This is a genomic window from Nitrosopumilus adriaticus (assembly GCF_000956175.1).
GTDB lineage: Archaea > Thermoproteota > Nitrososphaeria > Nitrososphaerales > Nitrosopumilaceae > Nitrosopumilus > Nitrosopumilus adriaticus.
Genome location: NZ_CP011070.1, coordinates 1,420,406 through 1,447,372 on the forward strand (window position 1 = coordinate 1,420,406; position 26,967 = coordinate 1,447,372).

A 26,967-nucleotide genomic window follows, 5' to 3' on the forward strand; every position below is an offset into this window, starting at 1 on the left:
AATAATTGTTTTAGTTAATCCTTTGGATGTGTAGGCTTTGTTCTCCATTTTTTAGGATATGTGTTTGGAGCCATTATGATTCTCTTTGTTTCAAATGCATATCCCTTTGCGGCATCACGAATCTCTTCTTCAGACATTGTAGATTCTGCCAATGCTACTGCTTCTCCTTTTTGAGTGTAAACTCCAACAAGATCACCTTTTTTGAGATTTTGAGAAATTTTTAAAATTCCAGGAATTGCAAGCTGAGCACCATGGCACATTGCATCTACTGCAGAATCACGAATTACTACGGATTTTAATTCACTTAGTGCATATTCAACAGGTTTTATCATTTTCATCAATCTTGTTTCATCTTTGTTTTCTTCCCATAGTGCAAATGCATTTGCCAATTCATGAAGGGTAACTAGACCATCAGTTTCATAAAATTGGTCCACCCTAGATCTTCTAAGCTCAATCATGGTAGCTCCAGGTCCTAGAATTTCTCCAATATCGTAGTATAATTTTCTAATATAGGTTCCAGCCTCACATAACACGCGAGTAAGAAGCAACCGTTCTTTTTGCTCAATTAATTCAAATTCATAAATTGTTCTAGTTCTTGTTTGCCTTACAACTGCTGAACGTTGTGGGGGTTTTTGAAATATCTCACCTTTGAATGATTCAATTATTTCAGATAGCTTTTCTTTTGATGGAAGTGAATGTACACGTCCCAATGCAACATATTCCTTAGGACCCAACAATAAAACACCCAATGCTTTTGTTGCCTCACCTAATCCAAGAGGAAGTACTCCAGAAACCTGTGGATCAAGGGTTCCGCTGTGACCAATTTTAGGTAGTTTCAAAATTCTTTTCACCCATGCTACTGTTTCATGACTTGTAGGACCTGGTGGTTTATCCAATAAAATGATGCCATAGTTTAGTAATTGTTCAAGTGAACGTTTGTCATAATAGGTTCCAAAAGAATCATCAGTGATGTCTTGATCAATTTCAACTAGATTTTCAAGTTGTTTTAATGTCATAGTAATTTTCTCACAGTTTCTTTTGCAACATCAATTACCTGTTGGGCAGACAGATGATCGGTATTAATAATTAAATCAAACACAGATTTATCCTCACCAAAATCAAAATCATAAAGTTTTTTGTACAATGCCTTATTTTTGTCAAATCGCTCTTTTGTAATTTCATATGCTTCTTGTGGACTCATGTTATCTCTTGTTTGCATTCTTTGTGTACTGCTTTCATGTGAGCCTTCAAGCCAAATTTTAATTCCATCTGAGATTAACCATGGTAAAGTGTAACTAGTGATTACAACGCCACCTTTCTTGAAGAGTGCAGTTAATTTTTCATCCAGGGCTCTATCATATTTTGAATCATTTTCTCGTTTATTGAGAAAACTCATTCCTTCTTTCGTATCCCACCAATCATCACCATCTGAATGATATCCTTCTTCTATTGCCATCTCTTTTAGGACATCACCACCACTAAGATACTCTAGTTGAAATTCTTCTGCCAATCCTTTGGCAACAGTTGTTTTACCTACTGCAGGAGGGCCAGAAATTACTATAGATTTTGTCAACTGAGATCCATAGAGGTTTTCGTCAGTTTCATAATAATGCCACTAAATGCAATAGATGAAAGGAAGTACCAAGCCCAGAGATACAGAGAATTTTCTTGACCAAAACAAGGATCACCTTCTATAGCTGCATGCTCAGCCGTACATGTTAGTTGGAAGAATTCACCAGGGATTACATTTAGGGGGATTGGGGATAGTGCCACAGTGTAAGAAAACAATTGAGGCAGTACGAGATAAAATATCAAAATTAAAGGTACAAAAGTTATCATCATTGGACGCATATTCATCTGCATCATTTCCATTGACATTTTGTTCATGTATGCAGATTTTTTTCCAAGTTCAGCTGCTTTTGCAGTATCTTTTGCTCTCATGGCAGCCATTCTTGCTTTTTGCCATGCACGAGTTTCTTTCATGATTCGCTTTAGCTTTGTTTGGTCTACCATCTTCTTTCTAACTCCGGCATTGAAGATATTCAATAAAATTCCAAATCCAGTAACTGCAAACATTGAAAGAATCAGTCCCTTGATTATTGGATCATCACTACCAAGTGCTTGTCTTCCATCACCACCAAAAATATCAAATTGTAGGGGGATTGAGTCGAGAAATAGTAGAATAAAGTTTAAGTCCATTTTTTACAGTCCTAGTGCATTAATTATTTTGTCTATGGCTTCATCAATCTTTCCTTCTCTATTAAGAATATGTTTTACAGGTGAGCCTGTAAGTACAGTACATGCAGAGATCATTGCTGATTGAATATCTAGTTCTTTATTGATAGTTAATAATGTAATTTTGTCACGATTTCGTGTTTCATCTGTCATTCGTCTGTTGTAGATTTCTTCAGGCTTTGCTGAAACTGAAACAAAGTTGGTAGGTTGGATAATTTTCAATACATGTTCAGGCAATCCAGGATAGTAGCCTTCAGGGGAATTGATAAAGGCATGAGTATCTACAATTACTACTTGTTCATCAAATGCTGCAATTTTTTCAGCAGCTAGTTTTTGAAGATGTTGTTGTCGATCTACAGGCAAATGTCGGAGTTCATCTCTATCTTTGAGACCATTTTCTTTTGCAACTTCAAACATCAAAGTTCCAAAACTTACCACATGAACAGTTTTGTTATGATCCTTTAGAATATCTACCATTTTTTTTAAAATAGTAGTTTTTCCTACACCTGGAATTCCTACAAGGATAATTCTCTTATTTCCTTCCAAGTAAAGCACCCAAACGCGGCATGACGACTTCTACTTGTTCTCTTACTAACTGTGTGTAATAGTTGATGAGAATATCTACCATAAGTAAAATTCCAATTCCAGAACCAAATACACCAAGTACATCAGACACACCTGCTAGCAGACCCAAAATCATAGAGCCAATAATTGTAACTGATGGAATGTATTTGTTCAGTAATGCTTCAACTGGTTTGTTTGATCTTCTAAATCCAGGAATTTGTACATCAGCATCAAGTAAGTTCTGAGCTGCACTTTTTGGTGACAAACCACCAAGCTCTACCCATAGTCTTCCAAACACAACTACAATTCCTATCATAAATAGTACATATCCTACTGCACGCATTGGATCCAATGCTGCAACATCCAAACCTCTTGGAGGGGTGATATAGTAGATTACACCACCTATAGGAGTAGATGGACTCGTCGGGTCAAACTGCGCAACAAAATTCATGAAGAAATTATTATTCCGCGGGTTCATGTTTGCCCACAACATTTGGAAAATGAAAACAGCATTTGCCGTAAGGGCGGATGCCAAAATTACTGGGATGTTTGAAACATACATCAATTTGATAGGGTAAACAGCAGAGAAACCTCTGTATTTTGTAGATACAATTGGAATTTCAATTTTCATTCCTTGTGTAAATACAAGAATTAACAAAATTCCAGCCGTCAGGAATATACCAAAGACACTCGGAAGTTGATTCGAACGGAAGAAAACATTTGACAAATCGCCACCCATTATTGATTGACCAAGATATGGAATGATACCAATCGTTCCTCCATCACCTGCAGGTAACGGACTAAACAAACTCCAAAGAATTTGTTGCGCGACACCTGCCATAATGAAAAGACTGATTCCACTACCCAGACCCCATCCTTTCTGAATTAATTCGTCTAAGAACATGATAATGATTGACGCGGCCATCAGCTGCCCTATCATGACATACAAAAAGTACGGCTCTGTTACTCCTGGTCCATATACTGCAATTGCATATACAATAGATTCTGCAACAATTACAATGTAGGTTACAATTTTAGTTGCTGTCTGAAAGATTCCTCTCTCTTCAGGTTTTTTGAAATCAAATTTTAGAATGTCCGAACCCCTCAGCAATTGCATTAAGAGTCCAGCAGTAACTATGGGTCCAATCCCTAATTCAACAAGAGTTCCTTGTTGTGATGCAAAAATTACTCTGGCAAAGGCTAAAAAGTCAAACTGTGGGGCTGTTGCGCCAAATAATGGAGTCTGACCCATTATCATGTAAATTAGTAATGCTACTCCACACCACAACAGTCGGGTTGGGAGTGGAATTTTCTTTTTTGGTTTTGGAACTTGAGGAAGATAAGGTTCTGCTTTGAAAACTATTTTTCGAATAACACTAGTAATAGTACCCTCAGCCATTATCGGATAACACCTCTCCCCCAACAGCTTTTATCTTTTCTTCTGCAGTTGCAGTGAATTGTTTTACTTTGACGGAATAGGCATTTGCTATTTTTCCGCCACCAAGGAGTTTTTCGTATCCTGCACTTGTAAGGTCTACGATTTTCTTTCCTCCTTCTTCTTTACCGAACTTTAAGAACAAGTCATCAATGTCTCTGATGCTAGTCCATGTTTTTGTAATATTTGGGTGAGGGCGTTTAGGTGCTTCATGACCATAATGATCTGGTTCATATTTTAAAGTAGAACTCCAATGATGCTTTAGCATACCTGTAACTCCAAGACCACCTTTGTGACCACTTGCGCGGTGTTGACCTACTTGTCCCCATCCCATGTGTCTTCCGCCTCTGAGTCTTCTAGTTTTTCTTAATCTTGTTGCCATCTCAAATCATTCTCCTAACGATTGTGTCAAGTTCTTTGTTTTGTCCAAGTATACCCTTGTTTCCATAAAGTCTCTTTGTACTTCTTTTGAATCCAAGTTTTGGAGGAGCCAAAGCAAACCATGGCTTTAGTGGTTTTAATTTTGATAGTGTAGCTTTTCCTTCTGCCAATGCAGTTCCTAATTCATCTGAACTTGCAAATCCTAGTTCCTTAAGATCTTCTGGAGTAATTTTTTGATAACCGCCTTTTCTTGCTTTTTTGTCAATGAGTTCTTTTGCCAGTGATGCGTCAAGTTCAATCCAAGAAACATAGTGCTGTACTTTTCTTAGCATTCCTAAGGTGTTTTCTTTTGCAGGCAAGATTGTTGCACGGTATTTTTTATCTAATTTTAGTAGAGTCATTGTATGAGTTGCCCAGTAGGGACAATCGGCTTGGCCTTTAATTCTAACAACAAGATATGCATTTGCCATTTTCTATCAACCTTGACTAAATGTCTGTCTTAGACAGTCCAGAATTGCTTTAGAAGTAGAGTTCATGGTAGGAGTTGAGCCCTTTGCAGTAGTCCATGCATCTTTGAGACCAGCTAATTCCAATAATCGTTTAATTTTACCACCTGCAACAAGTCCTAGTCCTCTAGGTGCAGGAATAATTTCAATTGTAACACTACCACCTTTTCCCTTTACTTTGAATGGGACTGAATGTTTTTGATCACATCTGCATTCCCAACTGCCACATCCTAGTTTGATTGGATTAACATTTAGGTATGCTTGACTGGTTGCTTTTTCAATTGCAATTCTCATCTGTTTTGATTTTCCTTGGCCAATTCCCAAGTAACCGTTTTCATTTCCAGCAGCAACAATTGCTTTGAATCTAGTTGACTGTCCGTTTGAAGTCATTTTTTGAATGATACCAACATCTACTACTTCGCTTTTCAAGTCAGGCAATAGTTTCTTAATAATTCCTGACTCTTGAATTCTTAATCCTAATTCTATAATTTCTTCTAGAGATGAAATTTCTCCTGATGCGACTTTTTGTCCCAAGATTGTTTTTGGAACCCAAACTTCTTCTTCTGGTTCTCTTCTTGGTCTTCTTGGACGGTCTCCGCCTTTAACTCCACCTGGTGGGCCACTGCCATAAATTGGTGGACCTCGTCCTCTTTGACCTGGTTTACCTTTAGATTGTGCAGCTTGGCTCATGTCTACTTGACCTCACTGTCGATTGTGGATTTCATTTTAGATACTTCGTTTTTTACTGTAAGATGTTCACCGTTAATTCTATCCTCTGGTGGGAAAGTTTCCTCGTTTACTGGTACTTGTACTCCAGCATCAACAACTCCTTTGAGTGCTGCTGCCATTCTTTGGGTATAGCGTCTTGTTCCAGTGTAAAGAATTGCATCCTTTGCACCCTTACCAAGTGCTTTCTTTCCTGCCAAATATCCAGTAAGATATGCTGCAGGTACACTTTTTCTAGAACCCTTCCATCCTTTCTCAAGGAGATATCTAGAGTGAGCAGATGCTACTACTTTATCGCCTTCCATTCCAGGCTTTAGAATTTGGACTTGGGTATTTTCATTAGTAATATTTACAGTGATAAAATCGTGTTTACCCATCAACATGGTGCCACGTTTTTTGTAATTGGTCTTTTCCTCTCTAAGTCTACGTAATATTTTCGAATAGGCCATCTATAGAAACCGAGTTTGAATCTGCTCTTATATACGTTAAGCGCGAATTAGGGCGGCAAGCAAAGCCTTCTGTGTATGTAGACGATTTTCTGCCTCATCCCAAACAACAGATTGGTTTCCATCAATTACAGATGATGTTACTTCTTGTTCTCGTTTAGCTGGAAGACAATGCAAAAAGATCGCATTAGTGTTTGCAGACGTCATTAGTTTTGGATTGACTTGATATTTTGGGAGGAATTTTTTTATTCTTTTAGGATCACTGTTGTGAATTGAAGAATATGTGTCAGTAACTACAATATCTGCGTTCTTTGTTGCAACAAGTGGATCGGCAGTTAGTTCAATCTCAGTTGATTTCTTTGCGTCCTTTACAACACCTTTGTCAGGTTGGAATTCTTTTGGAGTTGCAATTGACATATCTATTCCAGATAGTGCTGCGCCATAAATCATAGAGTTGCAAACATTATTTCCATCACCTACCCAGGCAATCTTTAATCCCTTGAGTTTTTTCTTTTTTTCTTTAATGGTCATAAAGTCTGCCAAGATTTGACATGGATGAAATGAATCAGAGAGTCCGTTAATTACAGGAACATCAGAGTATTCAGATAATTTTTCTAGCAAGTCATGAGAGTAGACTCGGGCCATAATGCAATCAGTGTATCGTGATAGGGTCTTTGCAGTATCCTCAACTGACTCTCCGCGGGATAGCTGCATGTCATTTGCTGATAAATTAATTGCGTGTCCACCTAGCTGAAACATTCCTGTTTCAAAACTCACACGAGTTCTAGTTGATGGCTTTTGAAATATCATTGCCAGGGTTTTATTTTTTAAAACAGGTTTGGATGTTCCTTGTTTGAGTTGTTTTTTTAGTTTGATTGATTCATCAATTAATCCTAAAAATTCCTTTGGGGATAGTTCCGCTAAAGTGAGTAAGTTTTTTGTTTTGAGTTTCATTTCTTAAAGAATCCAAACATACCTCGCTTCTTTTTAGATTTTTCTTCTTTATCATGTTTTTGTACATCATCATCTGAAATCTCATCTTGCTTGTCTTCAGGTTCATCTTTTGATTGTCCAGGTTTAGGCCTGCCGTCTTTGATCCATTGACGGATTTTATTTCCAAGCAGTACTGCTTCGCTGTCTCTTTCAGGTGGTGGGACATCAAACAGATCTGAATAAGTTGCAATGTCATCATCTTTGATTCCATCAAATGGATCATCAGAAGAAATTGGTTCCGGTGTTGGTTCCGGTGTTGGTTCCGGTGTTGGTTCCGGTGTTGGTTCCGGTGTTGGTTCCGGTGTTGGTTCTGGTTCCGGTGTTGGTTCTGGTTCCGGTGTTGGTTCTGGTTCCGGTGTTGGTTCTGGTTCCGGTGTTGGTTCTGGTTCCGGTGTTGGTTCTGGTTCCGGTGTTGGTTCTGGTTCCGGTGTTGGTTCTGGTTCCGGTGTTGGTTCTGGTTCCGGTGTTGGTTCTGGTTCCGGTGTTGGTTCTGGTTCCGGTGTTGGTTCTGGTTCCGGTGTTGGTTCTGGTGTTGGTTCTGCGTCTTTTTTTATCTCAACATCATCTAATGAACCAAAAACGGTTTCAAGAAAAGTTTTCTTATCAAAAGCCTTCAGATCAGGATATTCCTGTCCAACTCCAACATAGAGAACAGGAGTTGATGTAATTTTTACTATAGATAGTGCTGCTCCACCTTTAGCATCTGCATCACTCTTGGTCAAAATTGACGCGTCAAATTTTACATGCTCATAAAACTCTCGTGCTTGATTTACAGTATCATTTCCTGCCAAAGAGTCACCTACAAATATTTTCATATCAGGATTCACAACTTTGGTGATTTTTGCAATTTGCTCCATCAAGTTTTTGCTTGTCTGCATTCTTCCTGCAGTATCAATTAGTACACAGTCTGTTCTATGGGAATTTGCATAAAGAACTGCGTCTCTTGCAACAGCTGCAGGATCTGATTCATAGTTCTGAGCAACAAGTTTCAGATTAAGTCGATTCGTGTGTTCCCGTAATTGCTCAATTGCACCAGCTCGAAACGTATCAGCTGCTGCAACAACAACAGAATATTTTGCTTGTTGTAACAGATGTGCAATTTTTGCCAAAGATGTGGTTTTTCCAGTTCCGTTAATTCCAACAAATAAAATTAAAAATGGTTTTCCTTGTTTCTTTTTTTCATCAATTTTTGCAAATAGATCATATGTTCCTGCAGAATCAAACAGTGCAGAGATACTAGAAATTAGACTGTCCTTGACAAATTTTTCAATTTCTTTTTTATCGACTTTGGAGCCAATCAGTTTTGTTTTAAGATCGTCTTTGATTGATTCAATGACTTCAGTTGCAACATCAGACTCCATAAGAGAGATTTCTAATTCAAATAAAATATCTTCAATGTCTTTTTCACTAAGTTCTTTTTCACCAAGACTTTTCGCTGCATTTGAAAATGCACTACGAAGTTTATCAAACATTGTTTATCCCGATTTTGGTTGTTGCATTGCCTGCATCATTTGATTCATTTGGGCTTTTCCTTGCTCTAACCTATTTGCTGCATCTTGTTTCTTTGCAGAAGTATCTTGCAAAGCAATTTCAATTTCTTTAATTCTTGCTTCAAGATAATTTATTGCTGAAGGAAAATCTTTTTCGACTGCAACTCCTGCCCCAATATTCAAAATGATTTTGCTATTTGATGAAATCTTTGTTGGAACATATGTTCCCATTCCAATTGGAACTAAAGTTTCAGATTCAGGGCTTTTGCCAAGTGACTGGATTGATTCGATTGCAGCAGTTGCTTCTCTCAAAATACTGTAGAAAGTTCCCTCTCTTTGAGATAAATCAGAAAAATATGTCTCAAGCATTTGCATTTGCTGCATTAATTGCTCTGCCTGCTCTTCACTCATTTACAACCAACCTCCCTCAGAAGGTTATAAATTCATTCATGGGTAAAAGAGAAATCAAAAATAGAAAATGAAGAAAAAAATAAAGATTGAACTTTATTTTGCTTTGGAGAATCTAGATTCTACCTCATCCCAGTTTACTACATTCCACCATGCGGCGATATAGTCTGGTCTTTTGTTTTGGTAGTTTAGATAGTATGCATGTTCCCAAACATCACAGCCCAATAATGGCACCAGTCCTTCAGTTCTTGGACTTGTTTGGTTTGGCATTGATTTGTATTCAACCTTACTTGATGAAGGGTTGTAAACTAACCATCCCCAACCACTGCCTTGTATTACTGCTGTAGTGGATGAAAATTTCTCCTTAAACTCAGCGAAGCTTCCAAAAGAACTGTTAATTGCATCAGCAATTGATCCTCCTGGTTCACCGCCTCCGTTTGCTTTCATGTTGTTCCAAAATAGCCTGTGGTTATCATATCCACCACCATTGAAATTAACTGCACCTCTTTGAGCTTCTGGTACTGATTTGATATCAGCTAGAATCTCAAGTATGTCTTTTGATTGAATATCAGCAGGACATGCTTCAAGGGCTGCATTTAATTTGTCAGTGTATGCTTGATGATGTTTTGTATGATGAATCTCCATTGTTCTTGCGTCAATGTGAGGTTCGAGTGCATCATATGCATATGGCATTTCAGGAAGAGTGTATTTTCCCATAGAATCAAAGAGATCCTAATTCAATTTATTGCTTTACGAAGCAATTCATTTTTACTTGTAAAAATGCATAAAAAATTTGTGAAATTTCTAGCATTTTTATTAATACTTGCAATTGCTGTCGGATTTGTTTTCTCAGGGTTCTTTTTTGCAGAAGACGAAATTCGAGCATATCTGGACAAAAGCGTTCCATTCATTGGAACAGATATTCCAAGAATGGGTGGAATTGACGGGGCAGGAATCAAAGTCGCAGTAATAGATACGGGCGTAGATTTTAACCATCCAGATTTACTTGGCTGGGGACCTGATGGCAAAGTAATTGGAGGATACAATTTCATTGAAGAGAATAAGCCTCCATTGGATAAGAATGGGCATGGCACTCAAGTTGCAGGAGTGATTGCAGCTGATGGGCAAGCAAAAGGTGTTGCACCAAAGGCCAAAATTCTTGCATACAAAGTTTCTGAAGACGGTGAAGGAGTGTCATCGGATCTTATTATTCGAGCAATTGAGAAAGCAGTAGAAGATGGTGCAGACATTATCAACATTAGTTTGGGAGTTAACAAAACAAATTCAAAGATTGACCGCGCAGTAAATCTTGCATTAGAAAAAGAGATCTTTGTAGTAACTGCAGCTGGAAATGACGGTCCAGGATTTCAAACTATTGGAAGTCCCGGAAGAAATTACGGTTCAGTTACAGTTGGTGCAACATATAACAATCTCACTTCAAGCTTGGTGGCAACTCTAGAAGTAAATGACAAACCATTTACAGTAATCCCAATGGTCGGCTCTGAAAAATTAAACGGTCCAATTACTGGAAAAATAATTTTTGCAGGATATGGAAAACTAAAAGACTTTGAGGGAATTGATGTCAAAGATGCGATAGTAATTGTTGAGAGAGGAAGTGATGTAGAGGGAGAATTGCTGTATTTTTCAATCAAGGAGAATAATGCCGCAAATGCTGGAGCCAAAGCTTTGATAGTGTACAATAATGTCCCAGGAATTTTTCTTGGGGAATTAATTCACGATTTTGCAGATTCAGACTATAATCCCCAGATTCCAGTAGTATCAATTGACAGAGAAGAAGGTCTGGAGATTATCGAATCAATAAAAAATGAAAACAATGCATCAATGCATTTGTTTTACAATCCAGACTTTGTAGCTCACTTTAGCTCCCGAGGTCCTGTTTCACCATTTTACCTAAAGCCCGAACTTGTAGCACCGGGGGCATACATCAATACCACTCAAAGTAATGCAGGGTATAATTTCACCAGTGGAACAAGTTATGCCGCACCTCATGTGAGTGGGGCAGCAGCACTATTACTCCAGAAAAACCCATCACTGCACCACCATGAGATAAAATCGCTACTACTGACCACAGTTGAGCCTGTATCTGATGCCTATGGCCAGCAATTCTCACTAAATGATGCAGGGGCTGGAAGGCTTGATATTGAAAATGCATATGGGGCCAATCTAATCATAATGCCGCCTAATTTTGTAATCAGCATTTCATCAGATGATACCATTGCAGAAAAACAATTACAGCTAAAACTCATTGATGGCACCCTAGATGATTTGGATGTAAAATTTGAAGGACCAGAGTTTATTCAGTTTGGATATAATCTTGAAGAAGATAATTTGAAATTCAAACTAAGTATGACTGGAGAAAATTTCGGTGAACATGAAGGACAAATAATTATTCATCATGATGGCACACGTTACACCATTCCAATACTGGTTCATTATACTGAAGGGTCGATATCGGTAATTCAGCAAAATCAAAAACTCATCTTTGATATTTATCATCCAGAGAAATGGAATTTTGCAAAAATATCAGTGACAAACAGCAAAGACGGCAGAGTAGATACAACTACCATGCTGCCAAACAATAAGGCAACAATAGATGTCTTTGAGAATGCAGAGTACTGGATTGAAGCTAAAATTAGAACGGATCAAAACTCTACTAGTGCATACAATACAATCGATATCACTACAATTCCTGATGGCATTCAAAGACTAGACTTTGACATTCCAGAAAAACAGATTGGAATCATTGCAATAATAGTGGCAGCTATTGGAATTTTTGGATTGATTAAAAGAAGATAACCTAGAGGGGTGGTTTTGGACCTGCCTCAATAATATCAGGTGAGACACCATCAAACTTTTTGAAATTCTCAGTGAACATCTGGGCTAGTTTCTTTGCAGACAAATCATAAGAGTCCTTATCAGTCCAGGTATTTTTTGGATCTAAAATTTCAGATGGGACACCTTCCACTTCAGTTGGAATATCTAGATTAAACAAATCATCATGACGATACTTTACAATATCAAGTGCGCCAGAAAGTGCAGCTGTAACCATTGCTCTACTGTACTTTATCTTGATTCGTTTTCCTACACCATATGGGCCGCCAGACCATCCAGTGTTTACAAGATAGACTACAGTATTGTGCTGATTGATTTTATCTCCCAACAATTTTGCATAAACTGAGGCCGGTCTAGGCATGAATGGTGCCCCAAAGCACTCAGAAAATACAGATTTTGGCTCTTTGATACCACGTTCTGTTCCTGCCAACTTGCTGGTATATCCGGACATGAAATGAAACATTGCCCCCTCCTTTGTCAATCTAGAGACAGGTGGCAAAACACCTAGTGCGTCAGCTGTCAAAAATACAATTACTTTGGGATTTCCTCCGACACTTGGAATTACTGCACCTGGAATAAAGTCAAGTGGGTATGCAACCCTAGTGTTTTCAGTTAATGAGTTATCATCATAATCAGGTACATTGTCTTTGAGTACTACGTTTTCTAAAACTGCGCCAGGTTTGATTGCATTCCAAATTTCAGGTTCTGCTTCTTGGCTAAGATTGATACACTTTGCATAACATCCACCTTCAAAGTTAAAGGTTCCATTATCAGACCAACCGTGTTCATCATCACCAATTAGTTTTCTATTAGGATCTGCAGAAAGAGTAGTCTTACCAGTACCAGACAATCCAAAAAACAAAGCAGTGTCACCTTTCTCTCCAATGTTTGCAGAGCAGTGCATTGGGAAGATTCCACGTTCAGGCAATAAGAAATTCATTACACCAAACATTGACTTTTTCATTTCACCGGCATACTCTGTCCCACCAATCAAAACAATTTTTCTAGTCAAGTCAATTAGGATAAAGACATCAGTTCTTGTTCCATCAATTTCAGGATCTGCTACAAAGTCGTTAATACACAAGATTGTAAATTCCGGTTCATGATTTTCAAGTTCTTCTTTTGTTGGTCTGATAAACAGATTCCTTGAGAACATGTTCTGCCAGACATGATCATTTATCACCCTAATTGGTAAACGGGTTTCAGGGTCTGCCCCAACAAAGCCATCAAAAACATAAAGTTCCTTGTTATCAACAAAGTTTTTCATTTTCTCCAAGAGTTTCTCAAATTTGCCAGTTGGGAATTGGTGATTAATTTTACCCCAATCAATGGTATCATGGGTTTTGTCATCAAATACAATAAATCGGTCATCAGGTGAGCGGCCAGTATATTTTCCGGTATTGACTGAAAGTGAGCCTGTGGAATTTACTACCCCCTCTTTTCTCTCAACTGCAATTGAGACCATCTCCTCAACGCTTAGATTTCTGTGGACTTTGGATGGATTGATTCCAAACTCTTTTAGCTGAGCAGTGAATTTGTCAGTAACTGCATTACCTACGACTTTGGTCAGAGGATTTGGCCTCCAAAAATAATTCTATCAATCCCAGGCTGGTTCATGAGATATCGATCCGCCTAAAGTTTCCTTATTATCTTTTTCTTATATGAAATCATTTTTTTGTCTAGGAACGTATTTATTCCAAAATTCAAGACTCAAATTGATGCCTATCAACAAGGACAAGATTGCAAAGAGAAAGGAAGTAAAAGAACACAATCCTGAATTTGTAAGACCAGAAAGCTGGCGTTATGTTAGACTGCAGACTAACTGGAGAAAACCAAAAGGTATCGATCACCACCAGAGAAAACAAAAAAGTAGAGGTCGTCCTGGACTAGTCAAAGTAGGATACGGAGGACCAAAAGAAGCAAGAGGATTGCATCCATCAGGATATACAGATAACTTAGTATTCAATTTATCAGACTTGGAAAAACTAGATCCAAAAAAAGACGGAGTCAGATTCGGACATAGTGTTGGAACTAGAAAGAGAAAGGAAATAATTGTAAAAGCAATTGAAAACAAATTCAAAATTTTTAATGCGAGAGTGAGTGCAAGTGGTAGTAAATCTTAACGCTAAGAAGAGACTCGCAGCTAGAGTCACAGGTGTCGGCATTCACAGAATTAAATTTGATACGGATCATCTAGATGACATTGCAGATGCAATTACTAGAGAAAACATCCGTAGTCTCATCACTGCAAATACAATCAAGATAAAACCATTTGTTGGAACATCAAGAGGAAGAGCACAATTCAAAAAAGACCAGAGAAAGAAGAGAGGTACAACTCAAGGATCAAAACAAGGCAGAAAGGGTGCAAGAGTTGGCAAAAAAGAAGTTTATGTTGCTAAAGTTCGTTCATTGAGAAGATTACTAAAGATTGCAAAAGACAGAAAGGACTTGACAAATCCTGAATTCTGGGAACTCTACAAAAAAGTAGGCGGCAATACCGTTAGAAACAAAGCACATCTCAGACTACTCATGGATGAAATTAGAGAAAAGAGAAAAGACTAGAACCGATAAACTGTATTTTCTAAATTCATAATTTTACCATTCTTAATCTTGATACCTTCGTCACTTAGCATCTTGGCTTTGATGTGCTCCCCATATGCATAACCTCCAATTTTACCTGTAGACATTACAACTCTATGACATGGAATGATTACAGGATACGGGTTTTTGTTCATAATTCTCCCAACAACTCGTTGTCCATTTTTTAGTCCAACTGCTTTTGCAAGATCACCATATGTTGTGATTTGGCCTTTAGGGACTTGTAGTAATTTTTTGTAAATCTTTTGTTCAAGATTCAAAGTTTGATGACCTCAAGACTCGTTGTTTCAAGCAAATCAAGTATCTTTTGTTTATCAGAGCCCAGTCCCTTCCAATCAAGTAGTGCAGCAGTTGCCATTTTGTTTTGGGATAAAATATGAGAGAAAAGTTCTGCGTCAAGATTTTCTAGTGCATGCTTTGGAATTACAGTTCCAAGGGCATATTTTCCATTTAGCAATTCATCTGTAAACTTTGAAGGATAGTGAGTTCCGCCAAAGCAGATAGCTGCTGGATTTTTAGGAATTGGTTTTGACATTACCTGGTGGACCAATAATGCAACAGAGTGACACAGCGATTCATCAGTCCATTGTTTTTCAGTAGTTCCAATCTCTATGAAGATTGATGGTTTTCTCAATGCAGTAGGACCATGATGTGTGGCCTCTATGGTAATTTGAAAATCTGAAAACTTTGATTGGTTTTTCTTTAATGTTTTAAGATATTCTTTTTGAAGATCAGGGTGTGGGACTGCAACTTGTTTATCATTTCCTCCAAACTTTGCCTCTGAGAAATTTCCTGTACTATGACAAGTCAGTGCCAACTGTCCGGACTCTGCTGCATGCTTTGAGAGAAAAACAAATCCGTCATAATCATATTTTTCTTCCAGCCAATCAGCTGAAATTGCAGGAGTTGGAATGATTAGTAAATCATAATATTTTCCACGAAAGACATCACCGTCTTTGGTCATTTCCTTTGAAAGAAATTTTGCCATATTGTGGCCAGCTGGGTCATCTTGATACGCAATTAGTAGCTCCATGAGATAAGGAATATAAGGACACCCTATTAATTTCCACCAATGAACCCTAAGCAGACTTTGAAGAATATGGTAAATACCATGAAAATGGCTAAAAAACCAGACAAAGACGAGTACCAACAGCACCTAAGACTAGTATTATTGGGAATTGGTGGAGTCGGATTAATTGGATTTACTATACAGTTTGTCTTTTCGGTAATAACATTTGGACGGTAAAATTGTCAGAGGAAATAAAATCACACTTGTTTGCAATTAGAACCACTGGAGGACAAGAAAAAGTGGTTATGAGATTATTAGAGGCAAAGGCCAATGCCAATCAAATTAACATTCAATCAGTATTACTAGTAGATAATCTCAAGGGATATGTCGTAATTGAGGCAATCAATCCCAGTGATGCATACATGGCAGTTGAAGGTGTAAGACACATTCGCGGTCAATTAAGAGGAGAATTAGAATTCAAAGATATCGAAGGATACCTAATCAAGAAATCAACAGTTTCACAATTAGCAGTAGATAATGTCGTAGAAATTACAGGAGGTCCATTCAAGGGAATGAAGGCAACAATCACCAGAATTGATGTCGACAAGGAAGAGGCAACCGTAGTTTTACTTGACGCATCATACCAATTGCCAGTAACAGTAGACGCAAACTACCTAAAGCTCTCAAGTGAGGGTTAGGAAGGATTAAATTTTCATTTTGAGTTTGATTTAACATGGGAGAACAAAAAGTATCATCACTTGTAACAGGCGGAGCAGCATCAGCTGGTCCACCATTAGGACCTGCACTAGGACCACTAGGTGTCAACATCATGGAAGTCATTCAAGCAATTAATGATAAAACCAAAGACTTTGAGGGAATGAAAGTTCCAGTTACAGTAATTGTTGATTCTGATACAAAAAAATACGAAATTGAAATCGGTATCCCATCAGCTGCTGCATTAATCATGAAGGAAGCTGGAATCCAGAAAGGATCTGGCGCATCTGGTACTGAATGGGCAGGAGATGTGACACTTGATTCTGTAATCAAAGTTGCAAATACTAAACTAGAGAAATCTTATGCTACATCATTGAAATCAGTTGCAAAGACAATCATTGGAACATGTCTTGCATTGGGAGTCAAAGTTGAAGGAAAGACACCAAAAGAGATGACAGCTGAAATCAACGAAGGCAAATGGGATGCAAAATTCCAATAGAATAGAATTAAGCAAATAATTTTTTCAAAAACAAATCACTGTTCAATAAGACCATCCTTATAGGGAGATTTCATATTGTGTGCATGATTAGAGGAGCTCCAAAATACATTATGGTTGCATTTTTTGCATTAGGGGCGTTGTTTGTTGTTTTTTCACTTTGGGCACTATATCTAACGGACATTCCACAAGAGCAATTCCTAGAGGATCCTCGATTCGAAGAAGAGTACGTGAAATATTACGAATGGAACATTCTATTTGGAACAGTACTAATAGGAATTGGTTGGGTTTTTGCATTTCTTGGACGTAAAATGTCTCGCAGATAATTTTCAAAAATTTAAATTTTATTTGTAATTTTTAAGTATTGAAAGAATCGGTGTAGCTTGTATGAATAAAAAAATCATTTACATTATCTTGGGAATTGCAGGATTAACAGCATTTGAATTACTTTTCTATTCAGGTTTATTTTTATTCTAGTTCTATAGAATGAGAGCATTAGCTGAATCTAATTAGTCACATCTAATTTTCACAGACTTTAAATTAAAAAACTACCCACATGATACTATGAGAATTGAGTCATGTAGAAAATGTGGAATCGAACTAGAAGAAAACAAAAAGTGTGATATTTGCAGAAAAGTAAATCAGTTTTTCTGTCACAACTGTGGCTTTACAACTGATGAGCAAATCCATTCAAAGTGTTATCTTCTGAGATCAAACCATACCATTCAAAACGCAGCTGTAGTTTAATTCTCACAAGGCAAACAGTATTTAAAATTCTAAATGGATATCACGAAAAAAATCACTTTACATCTGCCTTTGGAAGTAAAATGGTAAAGATTACTCCTGTTGGTAAGTTTTTGGCAGAAATTTCACCATTATGTGCCTCTACAGTATTCTTACAGCTGACCAATCCCAATCCAGTTCCAGTTTGTTTGGTAGTGAATAACGGCTCAAATATTGCCTCCAGAGAATCATCTGGAATTCCCTCACCATTATCTTCTACAGTTATTTTATCAAACTTTTGTTCCTCTTGGAAATTAATAATTATTTTTCCCTCTTTTTTGCCAATAGCATGAATGGAATTTGAAATTAAATTTACAATTACATTTTGAATTTGATTTTTATCACACCAAAGTATTCCATCATTTTCAGATACTGAAATTTTGATGTTTTTTGGAAATTGAAATGATTTTAAAGAATTTGAAATGATTTCAGAAAATTTTACATTCTCTCTTTTAGGTGGATGTTTTTTGATAAACCCAAGCACTTCGTCAATTTGATGATTCATTCTCTCGACTGAATGCTGCATCATATCAAAATATTCTTGGTTTTCTTTAATCATCTCAGGTTTTTTTGATTTCAAGATATCAATTGCCATTTTTAGTGAATTCAATGGATTTCTCAAATCATGGGTAATTCTTGAAGACAATTCACCAATAGCTGCCAATCTTTCAGTTTTGATCATCTCTTTTTGATACTTTTCTAATTTTTCACCCATCTCAAAGATTTGTTTTGATAGTTGATCAATTTCAGAAATATTTGAAAAGATATGAGGATTTTTTAAATTTCCATCAGAAACACGGAAGATGTTTTCTCGAAGGTCTAAAATGGGCCTACTGATAGATCTGCCTAATTGAATCGCTATAACTGCAGAAATTCCTAAAATGATTATGGCTGTAAGAATTATGCTTGTGATGGAATTTTGTATTCTAGAATTGATTCCTTGGGTAGAATACTCCATGACGAGAATGCCAATTTTTTCATTCAGCATTATTGGTTTTGAGGCATAAATTACATCATCTTCCACTAGAAGCATCTCTTTATCTTCTAAAATTGAAGTTTGAATAAACTCATCCTCAATCACTTTGCCAAAATTATAGTCATCATCAGTCCCATCAGTAAATAAACGCCCATCAGGAAATAAAACAAGAACCTGAAGAATATTTTTTTCTTTCTCTAAATTATCAATGATTTCATTTAGTTCATCTACATCCAAGTTATTCATAGGATTTCTCATTTCACTTTCAGTCAAATCACACAGAGATTTAATTTTTGAAATTGTAGAATCAAACAAATCTCTAGATGTAAACTCTGCAATAATAATTGAAGTCAGTGATGTGGCAATCAGTACAGGAATGATTGCTATCAGTACAAGTTTGGAATTTAGATTCATCTTACTTTAAAAGTCCCATTAATTTTTCTGAAATTTCAAAATCTTCATCCCAATTGATTTCAGAAAACTTTGATGTATCAGAGATCTTACCAAGAATCTCCAGTGAGTTAGAATTATCATCCATATCTAAAAGAATCTCCTTAAGCTCGTCTTGTTGTTCAACATGATTGCCAACAAATACCATTTGCCTTGGAAGGGATTCAGTTGATTCAATTATCTTTACTCTTTCTTTGATGTTTGCAGGAATGTCTTCAAAATCTAAATTGGATGTAGCCCCAACATCTCCTTTGCCCTCAAGAATCCAAACGGGAGTATTCTCATCATCGTTACTAAAAACAAACGAAAAATCTTCCGAACCATCAAGGTCAATATCATATCCAGCATTTTGAAGATGGATCACAGGCAGGTAATACCCTGATGTTGATTCCGTATCCTCAAAAACCAATGTTTTATTGAATAGATTATCAAATGTGATTTCTGAATCAATTGCAGTAATGAAGACTGTATGATATTCACGATGCCCCTCCTTCCAAGATAATAGAAAAGGCTCTATTTCAGCATCATTCATGATTTTAATTCCAATTAAAGGACTATCAAAATACAGATCCATCTCATGATTGTTGATTGCTTCAATCATTTTTTCTTGGCTTGGAAGTATCATCACTTTACCCTTGTACATTTTATTTTCATCACTAATTTTCTCTGCAATGTAATCAGCTAATGGCTGATACCTTTTTACCATTTTTGCAGAGTCCCTGTGAATTGTACCAATTGTAAAAAGTTCATAATCAGAGCTTGTAGTATCGGTATTTTCAACAACATTATTTTCAACATCATCAGCTGATGATAATGCCTGATACCCAATCATTCCAGACACAATTGCAATACCAATTATTCCTAAAATTATGTAGAGTTTCAACTTTTACCTCTAAACTCATAACATATTAAAAATAGCTGTCAGCACTTTCTGTATGGGGATAACTGCCATAATTGCAGAAGATGATCTAATCAATTTAAAATTATTTGCAGAATTGCTTGAAATAAACGGAATTTCTGTTGTAGGTAAAGTAACTAATGGAAAAGAAGCAGTGACATCTTTTGAAGAATCGAATCCTGATGTAGTATTTTTAGATGTAATGATGCCGGAATTTGACGGAATTTATGCATTGGAGCAAATCCGAAAGAAAAATCCATCATCTAAAGTTGTGATGGTCACAGCTGACACTTCAGAGGAAACAGAACAATTACTTGAAAAATTAAAACCATCAGCAGTCATCCACAAACCATATGAAATAATTACAATTCTACACATTCTTGAAAATCAACTAGAACTAAAAATTTCATCATCAGATTAAAGCACATCAAAATTATATTTCCATGATTGATGTGATTATTTTTCACAAGTATTGAATTTGCTGTAAGAGAATTGTTTAAAGCCTAGAATCCCAAATGGGATTGTCATGAAAGCATCTGACTTGTTTGTAAAATGTCTTGAAAATGAAGGTGTTGAATATGTTTTTGGGATACCAGGAGAAGAAAACGCAGATTTTGTAATGTCATTATCTGAATCTAAGATAAAATTCATCTTAACTCGTCATGAGCAAGGGGCCGCCTTTATGGCAGATGTCTATGGAAGATTATCAGGTAAAGTAGGAGTATGCCTTGCGACACTTGGTCCCGGTGCAACTAACCTGGTAACTGGAGTGGCCAATGCAAACATGGATAGATCACGATTGCTTGCCATCACAGGACAAACCGACTCGCATCTCTTACACAAGGAATCTCATCAAAACATGGATGCAATAACAATGTTCAAGCCAATCACAAAGTGGAATTGGTCAATACGCAATCCACAAAACATTCCAGAAATTGTAAGAAGGGCTTTCAAGATTGCACTAGAGGAAAAACCAGGCGCGGTACACATTGAATTGCCTCAAGACATTGCAAAAAAAGAAGCAGACATTCCCCCAATAGAACCTCAACGAGTCTTTAGGTCAGGGGCAAATGAGGAATTGATAAAACAGGCTGCAAAAATTATTCTTGAAGCAAAGCATCCAGTAATTTTTCTAGGAAATGGGTGTGTTAGAGAAAATGCCAGCCAGCACATCAGGAAGCTAGTAGAAAAAACAGGAATCATTGCAATGAACACGTTTATGGGAAAAGGAGTTGTCTCAGATGACTCTCCACTTCACCTCCACACAATCGGTATCAAGGATGCAGATCATGCTTTGCTGGCAATAGAATCAGCTGATGTTGTAATTGCAGTAGGTGTTGATTTGGTAGAATACAGTCCCAAGAATTGGAACAAGAAGTTAGATAAAAAAATAATTCACATTGATTTTACACCATCTGAAGTCTACACCTATTACAGACCAGTAGTTGAGATAGTATCAGATATTGAATATGCAATTGATGCAATTCTTGACGAATTAGAACTGCAGAAAAAAACACATCCAGAATTAGATGTATTTCCGATTAAAGAAATTCCAGAATTATTTAAAAAAATTATGAAAGAAGTAGACGAAAGACGGGATTCATTTAATGATGATAAAGCTTTCCCAATAAAGCCTGAAAAATTAATTATTGATGTTCGAAATGCTTTGGGTGAAAATGACATTCTACTATCAGATGTTGGTGCACACAAGCTTTGGATTTCAAAAATCTACAAAACCTATCAACCAAACACATGCATTATTCCAAATGGCTTTTGCTCAATGGGATTTGCATTTCCAGGCGCAATTGCAGCAAAGATTGTCCATCCAGAGAGAAACATAGTAGCAATGTGTGGCGATGCAGGATTCTTGATGAATATTCAAGAGCTTGAGACGGCTGTTCGTCTAAAACTTGGATTCATTACAATAGTTTGGTGTGATCTTGACTTGGGAATGATTTCAATGAAGCAAAAAAATGAATTTGGCAAGAGCGTCTTTACAAAATTTACAAATCCGGATTTTATCAAATTGGCTGAGAGTTTTGGAGCAGTAGGATTCGTGGTAAAATCTACTGAGGAATTTCCAAAGATTTTGGAGGAGGCAAAAGCAATCAAGGACAAGCCAGTAATCATTGCAATTAATGTGGATTATTCAAGAAATCATGTTCTGCTAAATGACAGTCATTATGAAATATAAAATGAAAAACCAAACTAATTACTAATTGGGTTTGGGTATTTTTCAGGTAATAGAGATGGAGTAATTTTCTCATCATACTCTGTTATCTTAAAGCAGATTGACACATGAAAGCGCTCATCAGTGAGCATACCACAGATTCGGCAGATAAATCGCGTCGGAGCTCTGCATTTCCCACACAAGGAATAATCAAAGAGCAATCCCCCACATTTTCTGCATGATTCATCAGGCAATTCCACACATCCAATTTGCAGGCAGTTATGCCACCTGTGGAATCTCAATTAATGACTTTTCTTGTAGTCTTGTCGTAAGATATCCGTATGCAGTTTGAACTATTTTGTTGTGATCAAATCCAGGCTCTACTGATAGCAGCATCAAATCCTCTTGGTGTGGAATTGTAATCATTGTAGTGTTTTCCCTAAAGGAAACAATGGCAGATATCTTTCCAAATGAATTGTCAAATTCTTTTCTCATTGACATGTCAAGTGTGGTCTCCATAAACAGCATCTCTAGTTTTTTTTCATCAGTCTCTAAAGGAATTGACCGAGATTTGCATTCAGAAATCTTTCGTCCACGATTATTAATCATCACTGCAAAATTAATTCCAGGTAGATTGGACATTTTTTTGCAGATTTCATCATATAGACACATTTGCTTTACTTCCATTTAGAAATCCTCCTCATCTAGTAGAGTCCAGGACAAACCTGCAACATCTTCCCAATGGAATTGAGAGGCATTCTCAATTGCAGGGTCTGTGTATTTGATTTTTGGAGTTTTCTGAATCTGATTTGTTTCAGATTGCTTGTGAATCAATATAGTTGACATGCAATCTTTTGGTTTGAGTATTATATTGGATTGATTGTTGTGTTGCGGCATGCCTTTGTTCTAAAAATATGAATTTTTTTAATTGATAATTAGAGATGATTGAATTTCTAAATTGTCTGAGTAAGATACACAGGATCCTTGTCAGTTTTTTGCAGTTCCACAAAAGTCTCAGAGTTTTGAACGCCTGGAACTTTGCCTATCTTTTCAATAACTATACTATGAAGGGCCTCAAGATCTTTTGCATATACTTGAATGATAATATCGAACCTGCCAGTAACTTCTGAGATCGATACAACTTCAGGAATACCCATGAATGTTTTGTGAATTTCGTCTTTGTGTTTTGGATCTCGATTTATTCCAACTGATGCCTTTACACCGATTCCCAAAAGAGAATCATCAATTTCGACTGTGAATTTTTTGATTAGTTTTTTCTTCATCAGTCTCTTTATTCGACTATACAGAACTGATGCGTTAATTCCTAGTTTTTTTGACAGTGTAGGGACAGAAATAGATCCATCCATGGTCAATTCAAATAGTAATTTCATATCCAGTTCGTCAAAGCGATGCAACGTATTCGAAAAAACATTTTCTGATTTAATATATGTAGGTTTTTACAAATAATTCAGCCAGATTTACAAGATTTAATTGAAAATCTGTAATTTTTCTAAAAATTTCGATATCTAAAAACATCAATCCCTAAACGATTTTAAGTAGGCTTTTTTGAAAATGGTCGTAATGATTACAGAGTCTCAGTTAGTTGATTTGATCAAAAAGGCAAAGGCTGCCACCAAAAAGAAAAAGTTTACGCAGTCAATTGAGCTTATTGTTAATTTTAAAGATATTGATGTAAAGAAGGGATTTGCACTAAACGAGGTAGTTCAGCTTCCAAAGACCAGTTCACCAGCTACAGTTTGCGTCATGGCAACAGGTGAGATGGGCCAGAAAGCAAAAGAAGCAAAGGCAGACTCTGTAATTGGGACAGAGGAGTTGGACAAATTTGGAGCAAACAAAAGAGAGTCTAGAAAATTCATCAACAAATATGATTTCTTTTTGGCAGATACGAAAGTAATGCCAACAGTCGGTAAAACTTTGGGTCAGCTATTAGGTCCTAGAGGAAAGATGCCAACACCGGTTCCTTTTGATGCACCAATTGATTCATTTTTGTCAAGATTTAGATCATCAATTAAAGTTAGAACAAGAGCATCACTATCTGTTTCATGTAAAATTGGAGATGAGACAATGGAGGATGCAGATTTAGCAATCAATGCACACACTGTTCTTAATGCAATTGAAAAGAAATTACCAAACGGCGAGAAGAACATGAGAAGAGTCATGATCAAAACCACAATGGGAAAGCCAATAAAACAAGTTCAAGAGGTCAGAAAGAAATTTGCATGAGAATAGAACTACTTATCCTAAAAGAAAAACTCAGATGTATCAGCAACTACAAGAGTTACCAAAAAAATACAAAGTAGTATCAGTTATCAAATTAAACAAAGTACGTTCAACACAGATTTTACCATTAAGAAAAGTTCTCAAAGACGATGTAGAGTTTGTTGCAATCAAAGACAAAGTTGCACAAAAAGCACTCAATTCACTTGACATTCCAGGAATCAAAGCGATTGCAGACCAACTTGAAGGCCAATGCATGTTCTTGTTTACAAACATGTCACCATTCAAACTCAATGTACTTTTAGCTAAAAACAAAATAATGATGGCAGCCAGAGGTGGCGACATTGCAAGTATCGACATTGTAGTTCCTGCAAAGAACACAGGAATTGCACCAGGCCCAATGCTTACAGAATTCAAGGAAGCTGGAATCCCAACAAAGATTGATCAAGGAACAATTTGGATTGCAAAAGACAGCACACCAGTTCTCAAAGGAGAGGCCATCAATGAAAAACTAGCATCAATTTTAGGTAAATTAGATATCAAGCCAGTAGAGGCTGGAATTTCACTATTCACAGCACTTGAAGAGGGCAGCGTATATGCAGCAGACGACATGGTAATTGATGTCGAGAAGATAAGAGCAGAGTTTGGACAAGCATACCAAGAAGCAGTCTCACTATCAATCGAGGCAGCATACATTACTGCAGAGAACATCTCACAGATTCTCAGCAAAGCATCACAGCATGCTCGCTCATTGTCAATAGAATCAGGATTCATGACAGACGAGACAAAGGAGCAAATCTTGCAAAAAGCAGACGCACAAGCAAAAGCAGTTGCAGGCCAAGCAAAAGATTACACTCCAGCATAAACCTAATTAGTTTTAGTTTTTAATTCAGACACGAATCAGTTTTGGTAAAATCAATCGGAGATGTCAATAATGAAGAATAAAGAACTGGCATGGTATGGAATCATCTTTGCTGTAATCATTTCACTAGTAATTGCCACCATTCAGATTTACAGCATTGAAGAGCAAAACATCAAGACATCAATAACTGAAAACCAAATTGAAATTCAAGAAGTCATTGCAAAATCAATTGCAAAAAACATCAGTTCAGAGATGGATCTAATAATATTTGAATTAAAAAATTTGTCAGAAACTAGCCAAATACAAGAAGATACTGGAACGGCAGAATCAAGTAAAATGATTGCAGGAACATTTTTGCGAATAAACTCAATCTCACCTACTGCGCAAATTCTCGCCCTTGATGAAGAGTTTATTGTGCTTTCACAAGCAAGCAAGAATCACGAGTCATTTGTTGGTGCCAAAGTAAAGGGCCTATCAGAATTAATTGATTTAGAAACAAATAGCCTAGATACTGATCCCAAGATTTTATCAATTAACACACTGCTTTTTGATGAACCAGAAATTGCCATAACTTATCCAATATTCAATGAGGCAAAAGAGCAGACAGGGACACTGCTAGTAACATTTGCATCAAGTGAGTTTTTCAAGAGACACGGAAACATTTACGATGTAGAATCTCAATTTTTGACTGTAACTGATGAAAATCATGTGCGATTAATCTATCCAAACAATGAAAATTTTGAAGAGAGGTCCTTAGAATATGCGCCAAAATATGCCGATGATCCTGTGTTAAATGCGCACATACAACTAATTTCTGAAGGCAACATATCTACTGCAATTTTTTTCACTAGATGATGATATAGGAGAAAGAATAAGCACCGGAATTCCTGTTACAATAAATAACAAGATTGAATTTTTATTTGCAGTAGTTACACCGACGCAATCAATTAACAAAGAGATTGATGAGATAATTTTCGTCACACAGGTTCAAAGTATCTTTTTGTTGCTATCTACCATAGTTGTCCTGCTGGCATTACTAGTAAAACGCTCTCAAAGCTTCAAGAAAGAAAAGCTAACAGTAATCGGGCAGCTATCATCAAACATTGCACACGACATACGCAATCCCCTCGGTACAATAAAAAATGCAGGAGTTATTATTCAAAAAGAAAACAAGGACGGAAACGAAGTCATATCAAGGGAGATTGACAGAATAAATCTGTCAGTGAGAAGAATATCTCATCAAATCGAAGAGGTTCTAAACTATGTCAGGACAACACCGCTAATTCTAAAACCACACTCAGTTAATCAAACAATTCAAGAAGCAATAGATACACTAACTGTACCAGAAAACATTACAATAAACACTCCAACAAATGACGTTACCATAAAATTTGATCATGAAAAAATACTCATTGTATTTGTAAACATCATACTAAATGCAGTTCAGTCAATAGGAAAAACAAAAGGGGAGATCACCATCACTATCAATGAAACCGAAACCCATGCTACAATTCAATTTGAGAACTCAGGTCCTAACATCCCATCAAAAGATCTAAAACGCGTCTTCGATACACTATACACTACCAAACTGGAAGGAACAGGTCTTGGTCTTTCTAGTTGCAAAAACATAATCGAGCAGCACAAAGGAGAGATATCTGCAAGCACAAAACCTGTAAGATTCTCAATAAAACTCCCAAAATGACCATTCAAATAACATCGACTGGCAACACAAAATG

34 protein-coding genes are annotated in these 26,967 nt (G+C 36.8%); 13 read left to right on the plus strand and 21 right to left on the minus strand.

From position 1 onward, the window contains the following. Window positions 1–14 precede the first annotated feature (14 nt). The 13 genes from NADRNF5_RS08430 to NADRNF5_RS08490 all read right to left on the minus strand — a co-directional run bounded on the left by NADRNF5_RS08430 (window position 15) and on the right by NADRNF5_RS08490 (window position 9,901). Window positions 15–1,016: an RNA-guided pseudouridylation complex pseudouridine synthase subunit Cbf5 gene (locus NADRNF5_RS08430; RefSeq protein ID WP_048117368.1), complete on the minus strand. Its 1,002-nt coding sequence runs from the start codon at window positions 1,014–1,016 to the stop codon at window positions 15–17. Next, the gene (locus NADRNF5_RS08435) at window positions 1,013–1,573 is read right to left on the minus strand and encodes a cytidylate kinase-like family protein (protein ID WP_048117381.1); all 561 of its coding nucleotides are present in this window, start codon (window positions 1,571–1,573) and stop codon (window positions 1,013–1,015) included. The genes NADRNF5_RS08430 and NADRNF5_RS08435 overlap by 4 nt, the downstream gene beginning before the upstream one ends. Then, complete coding sequence (locus NADRNF5_RS08440; protein WP_048117384.1) at window positions 1,570–2,199, minus strand: EMC3/TMCO1 family protein; 630 nt, start codon at window positions 2,197–2,199, stop codon at window positions 1,570–1,572. The genes NADRNF5_RS08435 and NADRNF5_RS08440 overlap by 4 nt, the downstream gene beginning before the upstream one ends. A 3-nt stretch (window positions 2,200–2,202) precedes the next feature. Beyond that, the gene (locus tag NADRNF5_RS08445; protein WP_082052002.1) at window positions 2,203–2,790 is read right to left on the minus strand and encodes an adenylate kinase; all 588 of its coding nucleotides are present in this window, start codon (window positions 2,788–2,790) and stop codon (window positions 2,203–2,205) included. Next, window positions 2,768–4,198 carry a preprotein translocase subunit SecY gene (gene secY, locus NADRNF5_RS08450; RefSeq protein ID WP_048117391.1) on the minus strand — a complete coding sequence of 477 codons (1,431 nt, stop codon included), beginning with the start codon at window positions 4,196–4,198 and terminating at the stop codon, window positions 2,768–2,770. The genes NADRNF5_RS08445 and secY overlap by 23 nt, the downstream gene beginning before the upstream one ends. Further along, a complete protein-coding gene (locus NADRNF5_RS08455; protein WP_048117396.1) occupies window positions 4,191–4,616 on the minus strand; it encodes an uL15 family ribosomal protein in 426 nt (141 codons plus the stop codon). Before NADRNF5_RS08455 ends, secY begins: the two co-directional genes overlap by 8 nt. Before the next feature lies 1 nt (window position 4,617). Then, window positions 4,618–5,085 (minus strand): 50S ribosomal protein L30, encoded by a 468-nt coding sequence (locus tag NADRNF5_RS08460; protein ID WP_048117401.1) that lies wholly within the window; start codon window positions 5,083–5,085, stop codon window positions 4,618–4,620. A 6-nt stretch (window positions 5,086–5,091) separates the two neighbouring features. Then, complete coding sequence (locus tag NADRNF5_RS08465; RefSeq protein ID WP_052661909.1) at window positions 5,092–5,811, minus strand: 30S ribosomal protein S5; 720 nt, start codon at window positions 5,809–5,811, stop codon at window positions 5,092–5,094. Window positions 5,812–5,813: 2 nt separating this feature from the next. After that, window positions 5,814–6,296: a 50S ribosomal protein L18 gene (locus NADRNF5_RS08470; RefSeq protein ID WP_048117405.1), complete on the minus strand. Its 483-nt coding sequence runs from the start codon at window positions 6,294–6,296 to the stop codon at window positions 5,814–5,816. 36 nt (window positions 6,297–6,332) lie between these two features. Then, window positions 6,333–7,247: an ornithine carbamoyltransferase gene (gene argF / locus NADRNF5_RS08475; RefSeq protein ID WP_048117408.1), complete on the minus strand. Its 915-nt coding sequence runs from the start codon at window positions 7,245–7,247 to the stop codon at window positions 6,333–6,335. Further along, window positions 7,244–8,758: a signal recognition particle-docking protein FtsY gene (gene ftsY / locus NADRNF5_RS08480; RefSeq protein ID WP_048117411.1), complete on the minus strand. Its 1,515-nt coding sequence runs from the start codon at window positions 8,756–8,758 to the stop codon at window positions 7,244–7,246. The genes argF and ftsY overlap by 4 nt, the downstream gene beginning before the upstream one ends. 3 nt (window positions 8,759–8,761) lie before the next feature. Then, window positions 8,762–9,187 (minus strand): prefoldin subunit alpha, encoded by a 426-nt coding sequence (pfdA, locus tag NADRNF5_RS08485; RefSeq protein ID WP_048117414.1) that lies wholly within the window; start codon window positions 9,185–9,187, stop codon window positions 8,762–8,764. A gap of 93 nt (window positions 9,188–9,280) precedes the next feature. Next, the gene (locus NADRNF5_RS08490; RefSeq protein WP_048117417.1) at window positions 9,281–9,901 is read right to left on the minus strand and encodes a superoxide dismutase; all 621 of its coding nucleotides are present in this window, start codon (window positions 9,899–9,901) and stop codon (window positions 9,281–9,283) included. A 78-nt stretch (window positions 9,902–9,979) separates the two neighbouring features. Between NADRNF5_RS08490 and NADRNF5_RS08495 the strand changes: the two genes are divergently transcribed. Beyond that, a complete protein-coding gene (locus NADRNF5_RS08495) occupies window positions 9,980–12,001 on the plus strand; it encodes a S8 family serine peptidase (protein ID WP_048119447.1) in 2,022 nt (673 codons plus the stop codon). A 1-nt stretch (window position 12,002) separates the two neighbouring features. Here the strand turns inward: NADRNF5_RS08495 and pckA are convergent, their stop codons facing one another. Next, a complete protein-coding gene (pckA, locus tag NADRNF5_RS08500) occupies window positions 12,003–13,607 on the minus strand; it encodes a phosphoenolpyruvate carboxykinase (ATP) (RefSeq protein WP_082052003.1) in 1,605 nt (534 codons plus the stop codon). Between the two features lie 148 nt (window positions 13,608–13,755). Between pckA and NADRNF5_RS08505 the strand changes: the two genes are divergently transcribed. Both NADRNF5_RS08505 and NADRNF5_RS08510 read left to right on the plus strand, forming a co-directional pair. Further along, complete coding sequence (locus NADRNF5_RS08505; protein ID WP_048117423.1) at window positions 13,756–14,160, plus strand: 50S ribosomal protein L32e; 405 nt, start codon at window positions 13,756–13,758, stop codon at window positions 14,158–14,160. Continuing rightward, window positions 14,144–14,599: a 50S ribosomal protein L19e gene (locus NADRNF5_RS08510; protein WP_048117426.1), complete on the plus strand. Its 456-nt coding sequence runs from the start codon at window positions 14,144–14,146 to the stop codon at window positions 14,597–14,599. The genes NADRNF5_RS08505 and NADRNF5_RS08510 overlap by 17 nt, the downstream gene beginning before the upstream one ends. Here NADRNF5_RS08510 and NADRNF5_RS08515 read toward each other — a convergent pair. After that, on the minus strand, window positions 14,596–14,895 hold the full coding sequence (locus NADRNF5_RS08515; protein WP_048117429.1) for an MGMT family protein: 300 nt from the start codon (window positions 14,893–14,895) through the stop codon (window positions 14,596–14,598). The two genes, NADRNF5_RS08510 and NADRNF5_RS08515, sit on opposite strands and share 4 nt — an antisense overlap. Next, window positions 14,892–15,668, minus strand: coding sequence for a D-aminoacyl-tRNA deacylase (locus NADRNF5_RS08520; protein WP_048117432.1), 777 nt, complete (start codon window positions 15,666–15,668; stop codon window positions 14,892–14,894). Before NADRNF5_RS08520 ends, NADRNF5_RS08515 begins: the two co-directional genes overlap by 4 nt. Before the next feature lie 39 nt (window positions 15,669–15,707). Between NADRNF5_RS08520 and NADRNF5_RS08525 the strand changes: the two genes are divergently transcribed. The 4 genes from NADRNF5_RS08525 (at window position 15,708) to NADRNF5_RS08540 (ending at window position 17,180) form a co-directional block, all read left to right on the plus strand. Beyond that, window positions 15,708–15,881, plus strand: coding sequence for a protein translocase SEC61 complex subunit gamma (locus NADRNF5_RS08525; RefSeq protein ID WP_048117434.1), 174 nt, complete (start codon window positions 15,708–15,710; stop codon window positions 15,879–15,881). Window positions 15,882–15,883: 2 nt separating this feature from the next. After that, window positions 15,884–16,342 carry a transcription elongation factor Spt5 gene (locus tag NADRNF5_RS08530; RefSeq protein WP_048117438.1) on the plus strand — a complete coding sequence of 153 codons (459 nt, stop codon included), beginning with the start codon at window positions 15,884–15,886 and terminating at the stop codon, window positions 16,340–16,342. A 35-nt stretch (window positions 16,343–16,377) separates the two neighbouring features. After that, on the plus strand, window positions 16,378–16,857 hold the full coding sequence (locus NADRNF5_RS08535) for a 50S ribosomal protein L11 (RefSeq protein ID WP_048117441.1): 480 nt from the start codon (window positions 16,378–16,380) through the stop codon (window positions 16,855–16,857). A gap of 83 nt (window positions 16,858–16,940) precedes the next feature. Then, complete coding sequence (locus NADRNF5_RS08540) at window positions 16,941–17,180, plus strand: hypothetical protein (protein WP_048117444.1); 240 nt, start codon at window positions 16,941–16,943, stop codon at window positions 17,178–17,180. Between the two features lie 473 nt (window positions 17,181–17,653). On the opposite strand, the gene NADRNF5_RS10750 is transcribed toward NADRNF5_RS08540, so the two are convergent. Beyond that, entirely contained in the window at window positions 17,654–19,027 is a 1,374-nt protein-coding gene (locus tag NADRNF5_RS10750; protein ID WP_052661910.1) for a sensor histidine kinase, read from the minus strand. Window position 19,028: 1 nt separating this feature from the next. Further along, window positions 19,029–19,946 (minus strand): phosphate/phosphite/phosphonate ABC transporter substrate-binding protein, encoded by a 918-nt coding sequence (locus tag NADRNF5_RS08550; RefSeq protein WP_048117447.1) that lies wholly within the window; start codon window positions 19,944–19,946, stop codon window positions 19,029–19,031. A 52-nt stretch (window positions 19,947–19,998) separates the two neighbouring features. Here NADRNF5_RS08550 and NADRNF5_RS08555 point away from each other — a divergent pair, with 52 nt between their 5' ends. Both NADRNF5_RS08555 and NADRNF5_RS08560 read left to right on the plus strand, forming a co-directional pair. Then, on the plus strand, window positions 19,999–20,382 hold the full coding sequence (locus NADRNF5_RS08555; RefSeq protein ID WP_048117450.1) for a response regulator: 384 nt from the start codon (window positions 19,999–20,001) through the stop codon (window positions 20,380–20,382). A gap of 105 nt (window positions 20,383–20,487) precedes the next feature. After that, a complete protein-coding gene (locus tag NADRNF5_RS08560) occupies window positions 20,488–22,155 on the plus strand; it encodes an acetolactate synthase large subunit (protein WP_048117453.1) in 1,668 nt (555 codons plus the stop codon). Window positions 22,156–22,410: 255 nt separating this feature from the next. Here NADRNF5_RS08560 and NADRNF5_RS08565 read toward each other — a convergent pair whose 3' ends face one another. From NADRNF5_RS08565 to NADRNF5_RS08570, 3 genes are all read right to left on the minus strand, one after another. Next, complete coding sequence (locus tag NADRNF5_RS08565) at window positions 22,411–22,818, minus strand: DUF6659 family protein (RefSeq protein WP_237089252.1); 408 nt, start codon at window positions 22,816–22,818, stop codon at window positions 22,411–22,413. Beyond that, window positions 22,819–22,977 (minus strand): hypothetical protein, encoded by a 159-nt coding sequence (locus tag NADRNF5_RS11440; RefSeq protein ID WP_192828315.1) that lies wholly within the window; start codon window positions 22,975–22,977, stop codon window positions 22,819–22,821. It abuts the gene before it with no gap. Window positions 22,978–23,084: 107 nt separating this feature from the next. Then, window positions 23,085–23,522: an Lrp/AsnC family transcriptional regulator gene (locus NADRNF5_RS08570; RefSeq protein WP_192828316.1), complete on the minus strand. Its 438-nt coding sequence runs from the start codon at window positions 23,520–23,522 to the stop codon at window positions 23,085–23,087. A gap of 181 nt (window positions 23,523–23,703) precedes the next feature. Between NADRNF5_RS08570 and NADRNF5_RS08575 the strand changes: the two genes are divergently transcribed. The 4 genes from NADRNF5_RS08575 to NADRNF5_RS08590 all read left to right on the plus strand — a co-directional run bounded on the left by NADRNF5_RS08575 (window position 23,704) and on the right by NADRNF5_RS08590 (window position 26,933). Continuing rightward, a complete protein-coding gene (locus NADRNF5_RS08575) occupies window positions 23,704–24,375 on the plus strand; it encodes a 50S ribosomal protein L1 (RefSeq protein WP_237089253.1) in 672 nt (223 codons plus the stop codon). After that, a complete protein-coding gene (locus tag NADRNF5_RS08580) occupies window positions 24,368–25,234 on the plus strand; it encodes a 50S ribosomal protein L10 (RefSeq protein ID WP_048117460.1) in 867 nt (288 codons plus the stop codon). The genes NADRNF5_RS08575 and NADRNF5_RS08580 overlap by 8 nt, the downstream gene beginning before the upstream one ends. Before the next feature lie 69 nt (window positions 25,235–25,303). Continuing rightward, window positions 25,304–26,086 (plus strand): hypothetical protein, encoded by a 783-nt coding sequence (locus NADRNF5_RS08585; protein ID WP_048117462.1) that lies wholly within the window; start codon window positions 25,304–25,306, stop codon window positions 26,084–26,086. Window positions 26,087–26,231: 145 nt separating this feature from the next. Next, the gene (locus tag NADRNF5_RS08590) at window positions 26,232–26,933 is read left to right on the plus strand and encodes a sensor histidine kinase (protein WP_052661912.1); all 702 of its coding nucleotides are present in this window, start codon (window positions 26,232–26,234) and stop codon (window positions 26,931–26,933) included. Window positions 26,934–26,967: the final 34 nt, after the last annotated feature.

Coding starts and splice junctions, on each gene's coding strand:
- pfdA (WP_048117414.1), bottom strand. CDS start 9,187: ATGAGTGAAGAGCAGGCAGAGCAATTAATGCAGCAAATGCAAATGCTT.
- NADRNF5_RS08430 (WP_048117368.1), bottom strand. CDS start 1,016: ATGACATTAAAACAACTTGAAAATCTAGTTGAAATTGATCAAGACATC.
- NADRNF5_RS08525 (WP_048117434.1), top strand. CDS start 15,708: ATGAACCCTAAGCAGACTTTGAAGAATATGGTAAATACCATGAAAATG.
- argF (WP_048117408.1), bottom strand. CDS start 7,247: ATGAAACTCAAAACAAAAAACTTACTCACTTTAGCGGAACTATCCCCA.
- NADRNF5_RS08565 (WP_237089252.1), bottom strand. CDS start 22,818: ATGGAAGTAAAGCAAATGTGTCTATATGATGAAATCTGCAAAAAAATG.
- NADRNF5_RS08465 (WP_052661909.1), bottom strand. CDS start 5,811: ATGAGCCAAGCTGCACAATCTAAAGGTAAACCAGGTCAAAGAGGACGA.
- NADRNF5_RS08505 (WP_048117423.1), top strand. CDS start 13,756: ATGCCTATCAACAAGGACAAGATTGCAAAGAGAAAGGAAGTAAAAGAA.
- secY (WP_048117391.1), bottom strand. CDS start 4,198: ATGGCTGAGGGTACTATTACTAGTGTTATTCGAAAAATAGTTTTCAAA.
- NADRNF5_RS11440 (WP_192828315.1), bottom strand. CDS start 22,977: ATGTCAACTATATTGATTCACAAGCAATCTGAAACAAATCAGATTCAG.
- NADRNF5_RS08585 (WP_048117462.1), top strand. CDS start 25,304: ATGAAGAATAAAGAACTGGCATGGTATGGAATCATCTTTGCTGTAATC.
- NADRNF5_RS08455 (WP_048117396.1), bottom strand. CDS start 4,616: ATGGCAACAAGATTAAGAAAAACTAGAAGACTCAGAGGCGGAAGACAC.
- NADRNF5_RS08490 (WP_048117417.1), bottom strand. CDS start 9,901: ATGGGAAAATACACTCTTCCTGAAATGCCATATGCATATGATGCACTC.
- NADRNF5_RS08540 (WP_048117444.1), top strand. CDS start 16,941: ATGATTAGAGGAGCTCCAAAATACATTATGGTTGCATTTTTTGCATTA.
- NADRNF5_RS08535 (WP_048117441.1), top strand. CDS start 16,378: ATGGGAGAACAAAAAGTATCATCACTTGTAACAGGCGGAGCAGCATCA.
- NADRNF5_RS10750 (WP_052661910.1), bottom strand. CDS start 19,027: ATGAATCTAAATTCCAAACTTGTACTGATAGCAATCATTCCTGTACTG.
- NADRNF5_RS08560 (WP_048117453.1), top strand. CDS start 20,488: ATGAAAGCATCTGACTTGTTTGTAAAATGTCTTGAAAATGAAGGTGTT.
- NADRNF5_RS08570 (WP_192828316.1), bottom strand. CDS start 23,522: ATGAAATTACTATTTGAATTGACCATGGATGGATCTATTTCTGTCCCT.
- NADRNF5_RS08440 (WP_048117384.1), bottom strand. CDS start 2,199: ATGGACTTAAACTTTATTCTACTATTTCTCGACTCAATCCCCCTACAA.
- NADRNF5_RS08575 (WP_237089253.1), top strand. CDS start 23,704: ATGGTCGTAATGATTACAGAGTCTCAGTTAGTTGATTTGATCAAAAAG.
- NADRNF5_RS08460 (WP_048117401.1), bottom strand. CDS start 5,085: ATGGCAAATGCATATCTTGTTGTTAGAATTAAAGGCCAAGCCGATTGT.
- NADRNF5_RS08520 (WP_048117432.1), bottom strand. CDS start 15,668: ATGGAGCTACTAATTGCGTATCAAGATGACCCAGCTGGCCACAATATG.
- NADRNF5_RS08470 (WP_048117405.1), bottom strand. CDS start 6,296: ATGGCCTATTCGAAAATATTACGTAGACTTAGAGAGGAAAAGACCAAT.
- ftsY (WP_048117411.1), bottom strand. CDS start 8,758: ATGTTTGATAAACTTCGTAGTGCATTTTCAAATGCAGCGAAAAGTCTT.
- NADRNF5_RS08555 (WP_048117450.1), top strand. CDS start 19,999: ATGGGGATAACTGCCATAATTGCAGAAGATGATCTAATCAATTTAAAA.